This is a genomic window from Bradyrhizobium zhengyangense, assembly GCF_022012555.1.
Classification (GTDB): domain Bacteria; phylum Pseudomonadota; class Alphaproteobacteria; order Rhizobiales; family Xanthobacteraceae; genus Bradyrhizobium; species Bradyrhizobium zhengyangense.
The window spans coordinates 1-14938 of record NZ_JAKLTZ010000033.1 but is presented as its reverse complement, the minus strand read 5'-3'; the positions used below and the strand labels follow the sequence as shown (position 1 = coordinate 14938).

General features: G+C 64.6%; 15 protein-coding genes. 9 read left to right on the top strand and 6 right to left on the bottom strand.

Annotated elements, in window-relative coordinates; all coding sequences use genetic code 11:
• Positions 1-7: 7 nt before the first annotated feature.
• The 3 genes from L6639_RS41150 to L6639_RS41140 all read right to left on the bottom strand — a co-directional run bounded on the left by L6639_RS41150 (position 8) and on the right by L6639_RS41140 (position 2014).
• Positions 8-1201, bottom strand: a complete 1194-nt coding sequence (locus L6639_RS41150) for an alpha/beta hydrolase family protein (RefSeq protein WP_237867109.1) — start codon at positions 1199-1201, stop codon at positions 8-10.
• Between the two features lie 93 nt (positions 1202-1294).
• Positions 1295-1594: a hypothetical protein gene (locus tag L6639_RS41145; RefSeq protein ID WP_237867108.1), complete on the bottom strand. Its 300-nt coding sequence runs from the start codon at positions 1592-1594 to the stop codon at positions 1295-1297.
• 48 nt (positions 1595-1642) lie between these two features.
• Positions 1643-2014: a c-type cytochrome gene (locus tag L6639_RS41140; protein WP_237867107.1), complete on the bottom strand. Its 372-nt coding sequence runs from the start codon at positions 2012-2014 to the stop codon at positions 1643-1645.
• Between the two features lie 305 nt (positions 2015-2319).
• On the opposite strand from L6639_RS41140, the gene pgm reads away from it, so the two are divergent.
• From pgm to L6639_RS41120, 4 genes are all read left to right on the top strand, one after another.
• Positions 2320-3966 (top strand): phosphoglucomutase (alpha-D-glucose-1,6-bisphosphate-dependent), encoded by a 1647-nt coding sequence (pgm, locus tag L6639_RS41135; protein ID WP_237867106.1) that lies wholly within the window; start codon positions 2320-2322, stop codon positions 3964-3966.
• A 241-nt stretch (positions 3967-4207) separates the two neighbouring features.
• On the top strand, positions 4208-5257 hold the full coding sequence (locus L6639_RS41130) for an aromatic ring-hydroxylating dioxygenase subunit alpha (RefSeq protein ID WP_237867105.1): 1050 nt from the start codon (positions 4208-4210) through the stop codon (positions 5255-5257).
• A 4-nt stretch (positions 5258-5261) separates the two neighbouring features.
• Positions 5262-6008: a GntR family transcriptional regulator gene (locus tag L6639_RS41125; protein WP_237867104.1), complete on the top strand. Its 747-nt coding sequence runs from the start codon at positions 5262-5264 to the stop codon at positions 6006-6008.
• Positions 6009-6015: 7 nt separating this feature from the next.
• On the top strand, positions 6016-6996 hold the full coding sequence (locus tag L6639_RS41120; RefSeq protein ID WP_237867103.1) for a PDR/VanB family oxidoreductase: 981 nt from the start codon (positions 6016-6018) through the stop codon (positions 6994-6996).
• A 6-nt stretch (positions 6997-7002) separates the two neighbouring features.
• Here the strand turns inward: L6639_RS41120 and L6639_RS41115 are convergent, their stop codons facing one another.
• Positions 7003-8964, bottom strand: a complete 1962-nt coding sequence (locus L6639_RS41115) for a putative bifunctional diguanylate cyclase/phosphodiesterase (protein WP_237867102.1) — start codon at positions 8962-8964, stop codon at positions 7003-7005.
• A 247-nt stretch (positions 8965-9211) separates the two neighbouring features.
• Positions 9212-9577, bottom strand: coding sequence for a nuclear transport factor 2 family protein (locus L6639_RS41110; protein ID WP_237867100.1), 366 nt, complete (start codon positions 9575-9577; stop codon positions 9212-9214).
• Between the two features lie 99 nt (positions 9578-9676).
• On the opposite strand from L6639_RS41110, the gene L6639_RS41105 reads away from it, so the two are divergent.
• The 3 genes from L6639_RS41105 to hemC are packed head-to-tail and all read left to right on the top strand — an operon-like array spanning position 9677 to position 12955.
• On the top strand, positions 9677-10267 hold the full coding sequence (locus L6639_RS41105) for a TetR/AcrR family transcriptional regulator (protein WP_237867097.1): 591 nt from the start codon (positions 9677-9679) through the stop codon (positions 10265-10267).
• A 57-nt stretch (positions 10268-10324) separates the two neighbouring features.
• Positions 10325-11950, top strand: coding sequence for a GMC family oxidoreductase (locus L6639_RS41100; RefSeq protein WP_237867096.1), 1626 nt, complete (start codon positions 10325-10327; stop codon positions 11948-11950).
• Between the two features lie 24 nt (positions 11951-11974).
• Positions 11975-12955, top strand: a complete 981-nt coding sequence (gene hemC / locus L6639_RS41095) for a hydroxymethylbilane synthase (RefSeq protein ID WP_237867094.1) — start codon at positions 11975-11977, stop codon at positions 12953-12955.
• Between the two features lie 124 nt (positions 12956-13079).
• On the opposite strand, the gene L6639_RS41090 is transcribed toward hemC, so the two are convergent.
• On the bottom strand, positions 13080-13724 hold the full coding sequence (locus L6639_RS41090) for a hypothetical protein (protein ID WP_237867093.1): 645 nt from the start codon (positions 13722-13724) through the stop codon (positions 13080-13082).
• Between L6639_RS41090 and L6639_RS41085 the strand changes: the two genes are divergently transcribed.
• Both L6639_RS41085 and L6639_RS41080 read left to right on the top strand, forming a co-directional pair.
• The gene (locus tag L6639_RS41085; protein ID WP_237867092.1) at positions 13723-14313 is read left to right on the top strand and encodes a Crp/Fnr family transcriptional regulator; all 591 of its coding nucleotides are present in this window, start codon (positions 13723-13725) and stop codon (positions 14311-14313) included. The genes L6639_RS41090 and L6639_RS41085 overlap by 2 nt on opposite strands.
• 370 nt (positions 14314-14683) lie before the next feature.
• On the top strand, positions 14684-14938 hold a 255-nt coding region (locus tag L6639_RS41080), incomplete at its 3' end, for an alpha/beta fold hydrolase (RefSeq protein WP_237867091.1).

The window sequence follows — 14938 nt, the reverse complement described above, 5'->3', positions numbered from 1 at the left end:
ACGAGGGCTATCGCGCACGCGAGACCTGGTCCGTGGCCGTTCCCTGCGCGCTGCCGGAGGCGAGTTGGTCGTCGACCGCATAGAGCGTGCAGGTCGGCGACCATTTCATGCAGGCCGCGAGCGAATCGCGTTGCGCATCGTCCACGGTGTTGCGCCCCGAACGCCAGCCGTAGCCGCCATTCGGCGACACCGCGAAAGCCTTGTGCGGCATGGTGCTGGCGAGATAGCGCGCGAACTCGGCTTTCGCCGCGTCGTTGAAATGGTCCGGCGGCGGCAGCGGATCGGGCGCGCTCAGCGCGTCGTGGCCGAGCCCGCGCTCGCGCAGGAAGGCGTCGATGTAGGGCGTCCATTGCGGGCGGGCCACCACGGAATAGAGATAATGGCCGTCATCGCCGTAGGCCGGCGCCGCAATGAATTTCGCGTTGCCGCCGCCGGAGCGAAATCCGTCATAGAACCGGCGCGCCAGATCGGGCCCGAAATACAGGTCGTTGGTTGCGTAGACCCACAGCATCGGCACGCGCGAGGTCTTGCCGAAGGTGGCGAAGGCCTGCACGAGCCCGTCCGGATTGCAGACGTCGTCATCGTCGCGCGAGCCGCGGCCGCCGGCGAAGCTGATCGCGGCGACGAGGCCGCTCGGTGCCTGCGCGGTCAGCGCAACGGTTGCGAGCCCTCCGGCGGAATGGCCGGCCGCGATCATGCCTGATGTGGTGACGTCGGTTCGCCGGGCCATCGCATCGATCGTCGCGCGCAAATCCGCAACCGCGACCGCGGCCGCCGGCAGATAGGCGGCGTTGGTGCAGCCACCGACGCTGTCGACGCGTCCGCCGGGCGAGGTGCCATAACCGCGCCGCATCACGATCAGCGCGGCAAAACCGCGCCGGGCATATTCCAGCGCGATGCCGTAATATTTGTGCGCCGACATCGTGGCGCGGTCCTCGAAGCTGCGTGGCGAGCCGTGGCTGAGCAGCGCCAGCGGATAGCGCTTGGTCCCCGCGGGGCGGACCAGGAACGCTTCCAGCCCCTGCGGTCCGGCCTCCGCCATCGGGATGCGCAGGTCCTCGGTGTAGAACTGGGCGGCGCGCGCCGGTGTGCCGGCCAGAGTAAGGCCCAAGCCAAGGCCCAAGCCAAGGCCCAACACGCCAAGACCCAACACGCCAAGGCTGGCGATCAGCAAGGACAGTAGCTTGCGCGAAAGAGCCATGGGACGATTCGAGGCGGTCAGAACACGCGAACCATAGCATGTTCCCAAGACCGCCGGCGCGGTCGGAGCTGGGAAAGACGCCGCCGATTGCCGTCAGCGCGTGATGGCAGGAGGGGAGGACGCTGCTGTGCTGTCCGATGCGGAGCTGTGGAGCGCCCGCTCGATCCGCCGCTTCACCTTGGCAAGGTCGTGATCCACCGCCGCATAGCCCAGCATCGGGTTGCGCTCGACGTCGGCCGCCCTGACATGGTCTGGCGACGGGGATGCCAAGGAACTGGCGAGCAGTACGGCGGCCGCTGCGAAAATGGTCATGCCTGCATTGACGGACCAAAATGCGGCCATTTGTTGCCGTGGTTGACCCCAGGGGCTTTTGGTGGCGTAGACCCACAGCATCGGCACGCGCGAGGTCGTTCGGATCGGTCTACCGTCCGCCCCGATCGTTCACTTCAGCGTCTGAAGATAGGCGATGACATTGGCCCGATCTGCGGGGTTCGGTAGCCCCTTGAAGAACATCTTGACGCCATGGACGTCGCCTCGGGGATCGGCGAGATAGGCCTCCAGCGCTGTTGGCGTCCAGGCTTCCTTGTTGGCCTTCATGGCATCAGAATAGGCGAAGTCCGGAACGGCGGCAGGCTTGCGGCCGACGACATTCCAGAGACTTGGGCCGACCTTGTTCACCCCGATCACGACCGCGTGGCAGTTCTCGCAGGTTCGCTGGAAGACGGCCTTCCCCGCGGCCGGATCGCCCTCCGCGGCGGAGGCGGACGATGCGGCGCCAGCCAGCATAAGCATGAAAATCAAACGTCCAATCATGGTGATCGCCCCACTCACGGGATCTGCCGGTGAATCCTGCAAGTCCCCGCGTTCCTTCATCAAACGGGCAGCATCGTGCTCCACGCCAGGCAACGACGTCCTTGTCCTGCATCAACCGAGACTCGGCACCAAAGTACGAGATCGCCCTGTGCAATTTCCGATGGATCGCTCCGTGGAGGATCGGCGTTGTCGATTGATCGTTGACCGGGGCGTGGCATCTGACCGGTCCGCCAATTGGCTTGGCGGCGGGACGGCCGATGCTATGGTGGGGCTGCAATCTGTTCAGGACAGGACGAGGATATCCAGTGGCTGATGTTCATCCCGCGGCGGGCAAGCTGGTTTCGCCGGACGCGCTCGCCAACATTCCGCGGCTCGTGACCGCCTATTTCGCCGGCAAGCCGGACGCGGCCGACCCGGCGCAGCGGGTGGCGTTCGGCACGTCGGGCCATCGCGGCACCTCGTTCAAGAACACCTTCAATGAAGGCCACATCCTGGCGACCACGCAGGCCATCTGCGACTACAGGAAAGAGAAGGGGCTGACCGGTCCGCTCTTCATCGGCATCGACACCCATGCACTGGCCGAGCCGGCGCTCGCGAGCGCGGTGGAGGTGTTCGCGGCGAACGGCGTCGAGGTCATGATCGACAAGGATCACGGCTACACGCCGACGCCCGTCATCTCGCATGCGATCCTGACCTACAACAAGGGCCGCGCCAGCGGCCTCGCCGACGGCGTCGTCGTCACGCCCTCGCACAATCCGCCCGAAGACGGCGGCTACAAATACAATCCGCCGCACGGCGGGCCGGCCGATACCGACGCGACCTCGGTCATCGAGAAGCGCGCCAACGCCTATCTCGCCGATGGCCTCAAGGGCATCAAGCGGATCGACTATGCCAGGGCGCTGAAATCATCGACCGTTCATGGCTATGACTACATCACGCCCTACGTCGCCGATCTCGGCAACGTCGTCGACCTCGAGCTGATCAAATCCGCGGGGGTCAACATCGGCATCGATCCGCTCGGCGGCGCCGCCGTGCATTACTGGCATCCGATCATCGCGCGCTACGGGTTGAAGGCGACCGTGGTGAACGAGGCGATCGACCCGACCTTCCGCTTCATGACGGTGGACTGGGACGGCAAGATCCGCATGGACTGCTCCTCGCCTTACGCGATGGCGAGCCTGATCGCGATGCGGGACCGTTTCGACGTCGCCTTCGCCAACGACACCGATGCCGACCGACACGGCATCGTCACCCGCACCGGCGGGCTGATGAACCCGAACCATTATCTGGCGACCGCGATCTCCTATTTGTTCGCGCATCGCCCCAATTGGGGCAAGGATGCCGCGATCGGCAAGACCGTGGTGTCGAGCTCGATCATCGACCGCGTCGCCAAGAAGCTCGGCCGCAAGCTGGTCGAGACGCCGGTCGGCTTCAAATGGTTCGTCGATGGTCTCCTCACGGGCGGCTTCGGCTTCGGCGGCGAGGAGAGCGCAGGGGCCTCGTTCCTGCGCCGCGACGGCACGGTGTGGACCACCGACAAGGACGGCATCATCCTCGGTCTGCTCGCCGCCGAGATCATGGCCAAGACCGGCCGCGATCCGAGCCAGCTGTTTGGCGATCTCACCGCCGAGTTCGGCATGCCCCATTACGCCCGCATCGATGTCGCCGCGACCGGGCCGCAGAAGAACATCCTGAAGTCAGTCACGCCCGAGCAGCTCGGCCTCAAGGACCTCGCCGGCGATCCGGTTCGCTCCACGCTGAGCAAGGCGCCCGGCAACGGCCAACCCTTCGGCGGCATCAAGGTCGAAACGGACCATGGCTGGTTCGCGGCGCGCCCCTCGGGGACGGAGGACGTCTACAAGATCTACGCCGAGAGTTTCCGCAGCACCGAGCACCTGAAGCGGATTCAGGAAGAGGCGCAGGCCGGGCTCGCGAAGGTGTTCGGGGCTTAACTGCCGACGCGCAGCGCTGACGCTTCTCCTCCAAGGAGGCTTGCCGTATCGACAGGTGTCATCGCCTGCCTTGTGCGCGCTTGCGTACTGGATTCCCCGCTTTCGCGGGAATGACAGCGAGTCCATACTGTATACATTTTAGCACAATTAGGTATTATGGTAAGCTAATTTTAGCCTTGATGGTCGTCCATCTCGTCTGTATTGTATACATAACGCATACAGCAGCCTTGGGAGACCGCCCATGACAAAACCCTTCCCCATGAACGCCTGGTACGCCGCCGCTTGGGACGCCGAGGTGAAGCCGGCGCTGTTGCCGCGGACGATCTGCGGCAAGCACGTCGTGATGTATCGCAAGGCCGATGGTTCGGTGGCCGCGCTGGAGGATGCCTGCTGGCACCGCCTGGTGCCGCTCTCCAAGGGCCGGCTCGAAGGCGACACCGTCGTCTGCGGCTATCACGGCCTGAAATACAATGCGCAGGGCCGCTGCACCTTCATGCCCTCGCAGGAGACCATCAACCCGTCCGCCTGCGTGCGCGCCTATCCCGTCGTCGAGCGTCACCGCTACATCTGGCTCTGGATGGGCGATCCTGCCTTGGCCGATCCGGCGCTGGTGCCCGACATGCACTGGAATCACGATCCGGCCTGGGCCGGTGACGGCAAGACCATCCGCGTGAACTGCGACTACCGTCTCGTGCTCGACAATCTCATGGACCTCACCCACGAGACTTTCGTGCACGGCTCCTCCATCGGCAACGATGCGGTGGCCGAAGCGCCGTTCGACGTCACCCATGGCGAGAAGACGGTCACCGTGACGCGCTGGATGTGCGGCATCGAGGCGCCGCCATTCTGGGCGAAGCAGCTCGGCAAGCCCGGTCTCGTCGACCGCTGGCAGATCATCCGCTTCGAGGCGCCGTGCACCATCGCCATCGACGTCGGCGTGGCGCCCACAGGCACCGGCGCGCCTGAGGGCGACCGCTCGCAGGGCGTCAACGGCTTCGTGCTCAACACCATCACGCCGGAGACCGAGAAGACCTGCCATTATTTCTGGGCCTTCGTCCGCAACTACCAGATCGGCGAGCAGCGTATCACCACCGAGATCCGCGAGGGCGTCTCCGGCATCTTCCGCGAGGACGAGCTCATCCTCGAGGCACAGCAGCGCGCGATGGACGAGAACCCGGATCGCATCTTCTACAATCTCAACATCGACGCCGGCGCGATGTGGATGCGCAAGCTGATCGACAAGATGGTGGCGAAGGAAAACGGACCGCAGCATCTGCAGGCCGCGGAGTAGGGGCATGGCCGAGGTCGACCGCTCCGTCTCGCAGACCGTGAAGGCGCAGCTCGCGCTGCGCGACCAGATATTGTCCGGATCGTTGCGTCCGGGCGAGCGCATCTCCGAGCTTCAGGCGGTGGAAACCACAGGCGCCTCGCGGACGCCGGTGCGCATGGCGCTGGTGCGGCTGGAGGAGGAGGGCCTCCTGGAGGCGATCCCCTCTGGCGGCTTCATGGTGAAGGCGTTCTCCGAGCGCGACATCTCCGATTCCATCGAGCTGCGCGGCACGCTGGAAGGCCTCGCCGCGCGCTTTGCCGCCGAGCGCGGCGTTTCCGCGCGCGAGCTCGAGCCGCTCAAGGAGTGTCTCGCGGCGATCGACGAATTGCTGCGGCAGGTGCCGATCTCGATCGAGGCCTTCTCGTCCTATGTCGCGCTGAATGCGCGCTTCCATGCGCTGCTCACCGAACTCTCGCGCAGCCCGCCGCTGGTCCGCCAGATCGACCGCGCTTCCGCGCTGCCGTTTGCTTCGCCGAGCGGCTTCGTGATGGCACAGTCGGCGCTGCCGGAGGCGCAGCAGATCCTGATCATCGGGCAGGAACACCATCGCGTCGTGATCGACGCGATCGAGAACCGCGAGGGCGCGCGGGCCGAAGCGATCATGCGCGAGCACGCCCGGCTTGCCGTGCGCAATCTCCGCCTCGCGCTGCGCAACCGAACCCATCTCGACCTTTTGCCGGCGCTCGCGCTGATCAAGACCGCAACCGATTGAGGGCACCATGCGCTTCATCGAAACCTGGATTCCGGCAACGCTGGTCGCGACGCGCGATCTGTCGCCTGATATCCGCGAATTCCTGATCAGGCCCGACCAGTTCGACGGCGCTGCCTATCCGGTCGGCAGCCACATCAATGTCAGCGTCACCATCGACGGCCAGCCGGAGACCCGGTCCTATTCGCTGGTCGGTGAAGCGACCTCGCAAGGCTTCAGGATCGCGGTGCGCCGCGCCGAGGATTCCCGTGGCGGCTCGCGCTACATGTGGCAGTTGGCGCCGGGCGCGCGGCTCGACATCACGCGGCCGGCTTCGCTCGTCGCGGTCGACTGGGAGCGCGAAAACTATTGCCTGATCGCCGGCGGCATCGGCATCACCCCGATCCTCGGCGCCGCGCAGGCGCTGGCGCGCCGCGGCGCTGATGTCAGGCTGCACTACGCCGTGCGCGGGCGCGCGGATGCCGCCTATCTCGATGACCTCGCTCGCCTGCTAGGTGACCGGCTGGTCGTCCATGCGAGCGATGAGGGCAAGCGGCTGGATCTCGACGCCCTGTTCGCCTCGCTGCCGAAGGGCACGCTGACACTGTTCTGCGGCCCGATGCGCATGCTCGATGCCGCCCGCCACGCCTGGATCGGCGCCGGCCATCCGCTCGCGGATCTTCGCTACGAGACGTTCGGCTCCAGCGGCACGCTGCCGACCGAAACCTTTCGCGTGCGCCTGAAGGATTCTGACGTCGAGCTCGAAATCCCGCGGGAGCGATCGATGCTCGATGTCCTCAACGCCAGCGGCTTTGAGGTGATAGCCGACTGCAAGCGCGGCGAATGCGGCCTCTGCGCCATCGACGTCGTCGCCGTCGACGGCGAGATCGACCACCGCGACGTCTTCTTCAGCGACCACCAGAAGCAAAGCAACGCGAAGATCTGCACCTGCGTCTCCCGCGCGCGGGGCACGATCACGGTGGATACGCTGCTGCGGGCGGATGCGGTCTGAGGATGTCTACGCCGCAAAAATCGCCCGAAGCTTCTTCGTATCCAACAGCGCCCGCACGGCATCGGCCGACACCGGTCGGCCGATCAGATAGCCCTGCACTTCGTCGCAAGCGATCTGCCTGAGATAGTCGAGCTGGTCGGCGGTCTCGACGCCTTCGGCGACGACCTCGATGTTGAGGTCGCGCGCCAGCGAGACCACCGATTTCACGATTGCGGCGCAGTCCGGCTGCACCAGCATGTCGCGGATGAAGGATTGGTCGATCTTGATGCGGCTGAACGGCAGCTTGCGCAAATAGGTCAGCGACGAGAAGCCGGTGCCGAAATCGTCCAGCGCCACGGTGGCACCCAGCTCCAGCAGCGCGTTCAGGATCGAGGCGGCCGAGCCGTATTTCGACAGCAACATCGATTCCGTGATCTCGATCTCGAGCCTGCGTGGGGCGACCTTCGCATCGGCCAGCGCCTGCACGATGGTCTGGAGAATGCCGTTGTTTTGAAACTGCGCCGCCGAGAAATTCACGGCGACGCGGATGTCCTCCGGCCACTCCTTCAGCGTCGCGCAGGCGCGCCTGATCACCCATTCGCCGATCTCGTGGATCAGTCCGGTTTCTTCAGCGATCGGAATGAACTCGCTCGGCGGCACCAGGCCGCGCGAGGAATGCTGCCAGCGCAGCAGCGCCTCAAAACCGGTGATGCGGTTTTCGTCGAGATCGAGGAACGGCTGGAACACCAAAAACAGCTCGTCGCGCGCGATGGCGCCGGCGAGGTCCGCCTGCAGCGCCTTGCGGTCGCGCGAGACCTTGTCGTCCGCCTCCTCGAAGAAGCGGACCGTGCCGGGTCCGGCCTTCTTGGCGCGATAGAGCGCGGCGTCGGCGTTCTTCATGATGTCGAGCGCCGTATTGCCGTCGCGCGGCACCAGCACGACGCCGACGCTGGTGGCGCCAACGAACTCGCAGCCTTCGATCAGGAACGGTTCCGTGAAGGCCGCGATGAAGCGCTCGGCGATCTCGAGCGCATCCTCGGGCCGCGTCAGATTGGCCATCACCAGTGCGAACTCGTCGCCGCCGATACGCGCGACGTGTTCGGCCGCGCGGGTGCAGCGTTGCAGCCGGCTTGCGACCTGCACCAGGAATTCGTCGCCGGCAGGGTGGCCGAAGCGGTCGTTGACCTCCTTGAAACGGTCGAGGTCGAGCAGCAGCACCGCGAACTCCTCGCCCGATAGCGCCAGCCGCCTCAAGGCGGCATCGAGCGTCTCGTTGAAGGCGACGCGGTTGGGCAGATGCGTGAGCGGATCCTGCCGTACCGTGCGCTCGGCCTCGATCTGCCGGATGACGCGCCGGGCGAAGTTGAACGAATTGACGAACACGCCGCGCAGCAGCACGCTACCATAGACCACGACGAGGAAGGCGATCAGCAGGAAGGCGAGGTCGCCGTTTCTGCCGAGGCAAATCGCGATGCCGACGAAGATGGGAGCGGTGAAGGCGATGGCCGCGACCGGGATGGTGGCAAAGGCGAGCGCGCCGCCGGCCAGCATGCCCGAGCACAGGCAGGTGATGACGAGCTGACCGCCGGTCGAGGCGTCCGCGAAGAAGGCGACAGGGACGATGCCCCAGGCGACGCCGAGAACGAAGGCGTTGCGGACCAGCCGATGGATGGCCCGGCGGGAGACGAATTGCGGCTTCGTGATCCGGCGCGAGGCATGGGACTGCACGCCGAACGCGATCGCGGCACCGGCGACGATGATCGCCCAGATCGCGGCGAAGGTCCGGTCGGGCGACTGCCACAGCGCGATCGCGAGCACCGTGGCATTGCAGGCATTGGCCAGCATGATGCCGACCGAATAGCCGAGCACCAGCGACATCTGTTCGGCGCGAATATGTCCGGCGACGGTTTCGTCGGTTGCGGGACCGCCAAAGGCTGACAGATCGCCGGCAAACAGCCGCGCGAAATAATTGGTCAGTTGAATCCGCATTCCAGAGCCTGCAGCAGCATCGGCCGTTTGTCCGGCTCGATCGGGAGAATTCGCCGCAAATCTTTGACGAACTATGAATTATCCCCGATTGCGGCGGTCGCCGCGACCACTTCTGCGTGTTCGATCGCGCATATCGATAACAAATCGATATAAATGCGGCGCGCGCGTTACGGCTGTAGCGGCGCGGAGAATGTTCACCACTCATTCGGTTGTCATGCCGGGCGATGACAGCGGTGCATTTGGCGCATCACCGCCCAAGCTGCTTCGGGTCGTAAAAGAACCGCTCCTCGATCAGCTTGTCGCCTTGCCAGGTCTGCCAGGCGATCTCCTCCAGCGTTCGTGTCACGCCTTCGGCGTTGGTGAAGCTGAAGATCCAGCGCGAGGCGACGTTATCGCCTTCGATCAGGCTCGGCCCGACGCGCACGGCCTTGACCTCTTTGGAAGCCGCCAGCACGCCACGCTCCTTGGCGACGAGATTGTCGCGGCCGACCGTTGGCGCGGCGTTGTTCTCATAGGTCGCGGCATCGGGCGTGTAGTACTGCTCGATCGCTTCGACGAACTCCCCGTCCTCCAGCCGCCTTGCAAAGGCTTCAACGACGTCACGGCTCGGCATGGACCACCTCGCATTAAAACCGACTGCTAGTCGGTAAATACCGACCGATAGTCGAAAAGTCAACTGGTGGGGCGGAGCGAATTCGATTAGACCAAATTCATGGCGAAACAGGCGGAGCGGCGGGCGGCGACATCGGAGGCGATTCTGACGGCGGCGCGCCGGCTGTTCGGGACGCAGGGCTTTGCCGCCACCACCATGGACGAGATCGCCGAAGGCGCCGGCATCGCCAAGGGCGCGGTCTATCATCATTTCAAGACCAAGGAAGCCGTGTTCGAGGCGGTGTTCGACCTGGTCTCGCGCCATCTCGTCGTCGAGATCGACAGCGCCGCGCGGGCCGAGAAGGACGTGCTGGCCGCCATGGTCGCCGGCACGCAGCATTACTTTGCCGCGACCGCCAAGGGTCCGACCGGCCAGATCATCTTGCGCGACGGACCCGCCGTGCTCGGCTGGGAGCGCTGGCGCGAGATCGATGCAAAGCACTTTGGCGGCAAGATGCCGCGTGCGATTGCCGCTGCCATGGAGGCCGGCCTGATCGCAAAGCAGCCGGTCGAGCCGCTGGCGCGGCTGCTGCTCGGCGCAGTCACGGAGGCCGCAGTCGCCTGCGCCGGGCGCGCCGATATCGCAAGGGCAGGCGCGGAATATGCCCGTGCGTTCAAGTCGCTGGTCGAGGCGCTGCGTCTGGGCGCATGATTGTGGTAGTGACGAAACGGAAACGCCCACGCCCACGCCAACAAGAAGAAACAGCGCATGAACGCAACTTCGTCCCTCACGCCATCAGATTCTGAGTTCGATTACATCATCGTCGGCGCCGGCTCTGCCGGCTGCGTGCTCGCGAACCGGCTCTCGGCGAGCGGCAAGCACAGCGTGCTGCTGCTCGAGGCGGGCCCGAAGGATTCCAACATCTGGATCCACGTCCCGCTCGGCTATGGAAAGCTGTTCAAGGAGAAGTCCGTCAACTGGATGTACCAGACCGAGCCGGAGCCCGAGCTGAAGGGCCGGCAGGTCTTCCAGCCGCGCGGCAAGACGCTGGGCGGATCGAGCTCGATCAACGGCCTGCTGTATGTGCGCGGCCAGCACGAGGATTACGACCGCTGGCGCCAGCACGGCAATGCCGGCTGGGGTTATGACGACGTGTTGCCCTATTTCAAGAAAGCCGAGAACCAGGCGCGCGGCGCCGATCAATATCACGGCACCGGCGGGCCGCTGCCTGTCTCCAACATGGTCGTGACCGATCCGCTGTCGAAGGCCTTCATGGATGCCGCAGTCGAAACCGGTCTGCCCTACAATCCTGATTTCAACGGCGCCACCCAGGAAGGCGTCGGCCTGTTCCAGACCACCACCCGCAACGGCCGTCGTGCTTCGACGGCGGTCGCCTATCTCGGCCCTGCGAAGACCCGCAGCAATCTCAAGGTCGAGACCGAGGCGCTGGGCCAGCGCGTGCTGTTCGAGGGCCGCCGCGCCGTCGGCGTCGAATATCGGCAGGGTGCAACCGTGCGCCGAGCCCGCGCGCGCAAGGAGGTCGTGCTGTCGAGCGGTGCCTACAACTCGCCGCAGCTGTTGCAGCTCTCCGGCGTCGGCCCCGCCGATCTCTTGCGCAAGCACGGCATCGATGTGGTGCTCGATGCGCCGGGCGTCGGCCACGATCTCCAGGACCACATGCAGGTCCGCATCGTGATGAAATGCTCGCAGAAGATCACGCTCAACGACACCGTCAACAATCCGCTCCGCCGAACGCTGGCCGGTGCGCGCTATGCGCTGTTCCGCAAGGGCTGGCTGACGATCGCGGCCGGCACCGCAGGCGCGTTCTTCAAGACCAATCCGCGGCTCGCTTCGCCCGACATCCAGGTGCACTTCCTGCCGTTCTCGACCGACAAGATGGGTGAGAAGCTCCACGACTTCTCCGGCTTCACGGCGTCGGTGTGCCAGCTCCGGCCCGAAAGCCGGGGCTCTTTGCGCATCCGAAGCGCGGACCCGACCGTGCCGCCGGAAATCCGCATCAACTACATGTCGACCGAGACCGACCGCACCACCAACGTCGAAGGCATCAAGATCCTGCGCAGGATCCTGAATGCGCCGGCATTGAAGCCGTTCGTGGTCAGCGAGTACGATCCCGGCACGAAGGTATCCACGGACGCCGAAATCCTGGATTATTGCCGGGAGCGCGGCAGCACCATCTACCATCCGACCTCGACCTGTCGTATGGGCAACGACGCGCTCGCGGTGGTGGACCAGCGGCTGAAGGTGAAGGGGCTCGAGGGCCTTCGCGTCGTCGACGGCTCGATCATGCCGGACCTCGTGTCGGGGAACACCAACGCGCCGATCATCATGATCGCGGAGAAGGCGTCCGATATGATATTGCAGGACGCGCGTTAATTCGCGGCTCGAAAGGACAATGGCTTGGCTACGCGACTGAAGATCGGCACCCGCAAGAGCGCGATGGCGCTGGCGCAGACAGAAGAGATTGCGCGCCGCCTGACTGCGGCCGTGCCCGGTCTCGACGTCGAGATCGTCAAGTTCGACACCACAGGCGATCTCGACCAGACCAGCAAGCTGTTGCCGCACGGCGGCAAGGGCGGCGCCTTCGTCGCGCAGATCCGCGCTGCCGTGCTCGCGGGCGAATTGCAGGCCGCGATGCATTCGCTGAAGGACATGCCCGGCAACGAGGACACGCCGGGCCTCGTCATCGGCGCGACCTTGTCGCGCGATCCGCCCGGCGATGCGCTGGTGTTGCGCGCCGGTGTGACGCTGGAGGCGCTGCGCCAGTCCCGCGGCAAAGGCTTCAAGATCGGCACCAACGCCGTTCGTCGCGCGGCTTATGCGCGGCGTCTGTTTCCGGATGTCGAAGTGATCCACTTCCGCGGCGCCGCCGACACGCGCGTGCGAAAGCTCGATCATCGCGAGATGCAGAAACTGCCCGACGGCGGCGCGGTCGGGCCGGCCGACGCGTTGATCATGGCGCGCTCCGGCCTCGACCGCGTCGGGCTCGCCGATCGTATCGCCTACGAGTTCACCGCGGCGGAGATGCTGCCCGCCGCAGGGCAGGGCATCGTGGCGGTCGAATGCGCAGCGCGGGACTGGCCAACGCGACAAATCCTGTCATCGATCGACGACCCCGCCGCGCACGCCTCTGCCGATGCCGAGCGCGAGGTGCTGTGGGTGCTGAACGGTCACTGCAATTCGCCGGTGGCCGGTTTCTCGACCATCTCAGGCGATCAGATGTCGCTGACCGCTTCGGTGCTGGATCTTTCCGGCAACACCATCATCGAAGCCTCGCGCACAGGTCCTGCGAACCGGCCGCGCGAGCTCGGCCGTGCCGTGGGACTGGATCTGCTCGGCAAGGGCGCCGCCGAGATCATCGAGCGCAGCCGGCCGCGCTAGGCCGTGCGCCCACGAGTTCAAGAGCATCTGAGATACGCGGATAGCGCGCAAGCGCGATATCAGCTCAGGGTCGCAAGCTGACGAATGGCGCAATGGGCCGTAGGCCAGACATTCGGCCGTGTCGTCAGCCGTGCGGATGTTCGCCCTTGGCTACCATCAGGTGATGCTGCTGGTGATGCATCCCGCGTGTCATGGTGCCAATGAAGCCAAGCGCCTTCAACTTATCCATATCCTGCGGCGGCACGCGGACTTCAAAGATGGAACCCTCGTCAGTGTCCTTCGCGACGAAGTGCCAGCCACCCACGCCGTCCATGGTTGCCGCGTGTGCTGACGTCATTCGCCGGATGGAATCGCGGACAGCACCGTTACCTGTGACGACAAATTTCATCCCACCATCGATTGCTTCGTTGCTGACATGGGCTGCCAGAGTGACGTTATTCATGTCGATCAGGTGCTGGCGTAGGGCTTCGATGTTGACCTTCGACCAATCCGTTTGCGGATCATCTTCCAGAATTTGAACGATCTCCTGAATTGCTGCGAAGGCGGACTGTCCCGGCTCGGTCGGCCCTCGGGTGCCTTTGTGCGCATCCGTTTCGTTGATGCTCCCACTGTGCATCATCTGCATATGGTTCATCATTTGCGTCTGGCCCATCGGCATGGGCTTACCGGACATACTCTCGCCGCGCATCGAATGTTGGTGCTGTTGCTCAGGCTGCTGGGCCAGTGCTGCCATTGGAAGGAGCAAAAGTGCGAATGTGAGCAGGCGCATGGAGGACTCTCCTGTTAAGGCATCTTGCCACAGTGGTCGTTTCAAGAACATGATTGCTATCATGTTCTCCGATCTTGCCCCGCTACTGAACGGCCTCGACCGACGCCAATTAGGCTTTCAGCCCGGCGAGACTGTATTCCGCCAGGGGGACCCGGTCCGGTATATCTTCATTGTGACCGGCGGGGCTATCGACCTGGTGCGACATCAGGCGTCCGGAGCCTCACTTGTGCTCCAGCACGCTGGACCGGGGACAATGCTCGCGGAGGCGTCAATCGATTCCCCGACATATCACTGTGCCGCAGTCGCGGTTTCGAGTTCAACAGCCTGGGCCGTCTCGAAGAGAGAGTTCCTGAACCGCCTCGCGCAAAACCCCACACTTGCATTGGCTCTCATCCGACACTTCGCTCATGAGCTTCAAAATGCGCGCTTCCACGCGGAGACCTTGTCCATGAAAACCGTTGCCGAGCGCCTCGATGCATGGATTGCGTGGCGCGGTCCTCTCCCATCCAAGGGGCAGTGGGTGCGCCTTGCTGCCGAACTGGGTGTTAGCCCCGAGTCGCTGTATCGCGAAATCGCCAAGCGCAACTAGCCATACCCCTCTTGGCGGCTGCGAGGACCAGCGGCCGAAGGTCCGCAACGAGGTCAGAGGCTGCCCTCGGCAGCCGCCATGGTGCGGAGAACGCATCTGAGACGATTAAGGCCGCCTCAGTTGGCGGCCTCTTTCGTATGTCTAATACGTATTGCGTCCCGAAAATCCTGCGAACGCGAAACTCGTACTCATTCTTATCGCGCGATACTTGGGCGATACCTTTATAATGAATGGTATCGCCTCTCTGCTGACCTGAGCATTTTGACCACTTAATCGACGACTGGTCCTCCTGATTTAACGGGATCATCGCTGGTACGCCGCGCCAGCGAGCGATGACGCTCGTCCGCGGCTAATCTAAAGGAACGGAACAATGCCCACGATCACGACGACAGACGGCGTAAACATCTTCTACAAGGACTGGGGCTCAGGCCAGCCGATTGTTTTCAGCCACGGCTGGCCGCTGACAGCGGACGACTGGGACGCCCAGATGAGCTTCTTCCTTCGCCACGGCTACCGGGTGATCGCCCACGACCGGCGCGGCCACGGCCGGTCCGACCAGCCCGGCACCGGCAACGACATGGACCACTGGGTTGCCGACCTCGCGGCCCTGACTGAGCACCTCAAC

What these genes read in the sequence shown, in the direction of transcription:
- L6639_RS41150 (WP_237867109.1), bottom strand. Translation starts at nt 1,201, where the DNA reads ATGGCTCTTTCGCGCAAGCTACTGTCCTTGCTGATCGCCAGCCTTGGC.
- L6639_RS41145 (WP_237867108.1), bottom strand. Translation starts at nt 1,594, where the DNA reads ATGCTGTGGGTCTACGCCACCAAAAGCCCCTGGGGTCAACCACGGCAA.
- L6639_RS41140 (WP_237867107.1), bottom strand. Translation starts at nt 2,014, where the DNA reads ATGATTGGACGTTTGATTTTCATGCTTATGCTGGCTGGCGCCGCATCG.
- L6639_RS41130 (WP_237867105.1), top strand. Translation starts at nt 4,208, where the DNA reads ATGACAAAACCCTTCCCCATGAACGCCTGGTACGCCGCCGCTTGGGAC.
- L6639_RS41125 (WP_237867104.1), top strand. Translation starts at nt 5,262, where the DNA reads ATGGCCGAGGTCGACCGCTCCGTCTCGCAGACCGTGAAGGCGCAGCTC.
- L6639_RS41120 (WP_237867103.1), top strand. Translation starts at nt 6,016, where the DNA reads ATGCGCTTCATCGAAACCTGGATTCCGGCAACGCTGGTCGCGACGCGC.
- L6639_RS41115 (WP_237867102.1), bottom strand. Translation starts at nt 8,964, where the DNA reads ATGCGGATTCAACTGACCAATTATTTCGCGCGGCTGTTTGCCGGCGAT.
- L6639_RS41110 (WP_237867100.1), bottom strand. Translation starts at nt 9,577, where the DNA reads ATGCCGAGCCGTGACGTCGTTGAAGCCTTTGCAAGGCGGCTGGAGGAC.
- L6639_RS41105 (WP_237867097.1), top strand. Translation starts at nt 9,677, where the DNA reads ATGGCGAAACAGGCGGAGCGGCGGGCGGCGACATCGGAGGCGATTCTG.
- L6639_RS41100 (WP_237867096.1), top strand. Translation starts at nt 10,325, where the DNA reads ATGAACGCAACTTCGTCCCTCACGCCATCAGATTCTGAGTTCGATTAC.
- L6639_RS41085 (WP_237867092.1), top strand. Translation starts at nt 13,723, where the DNA reads ATGGAGGACTCTCCTGTTAAGGCATCTTGCCACAGTGGTCGTTTCAAG.
- L6639_RS41090 (WP_237867093.1), bottom strand. Translation starts at nt 13,724, where the DNA reads ATGCGCCTGCTCACATTCGCACTTTTGCTCCTTCCAATGGCAGCACTG.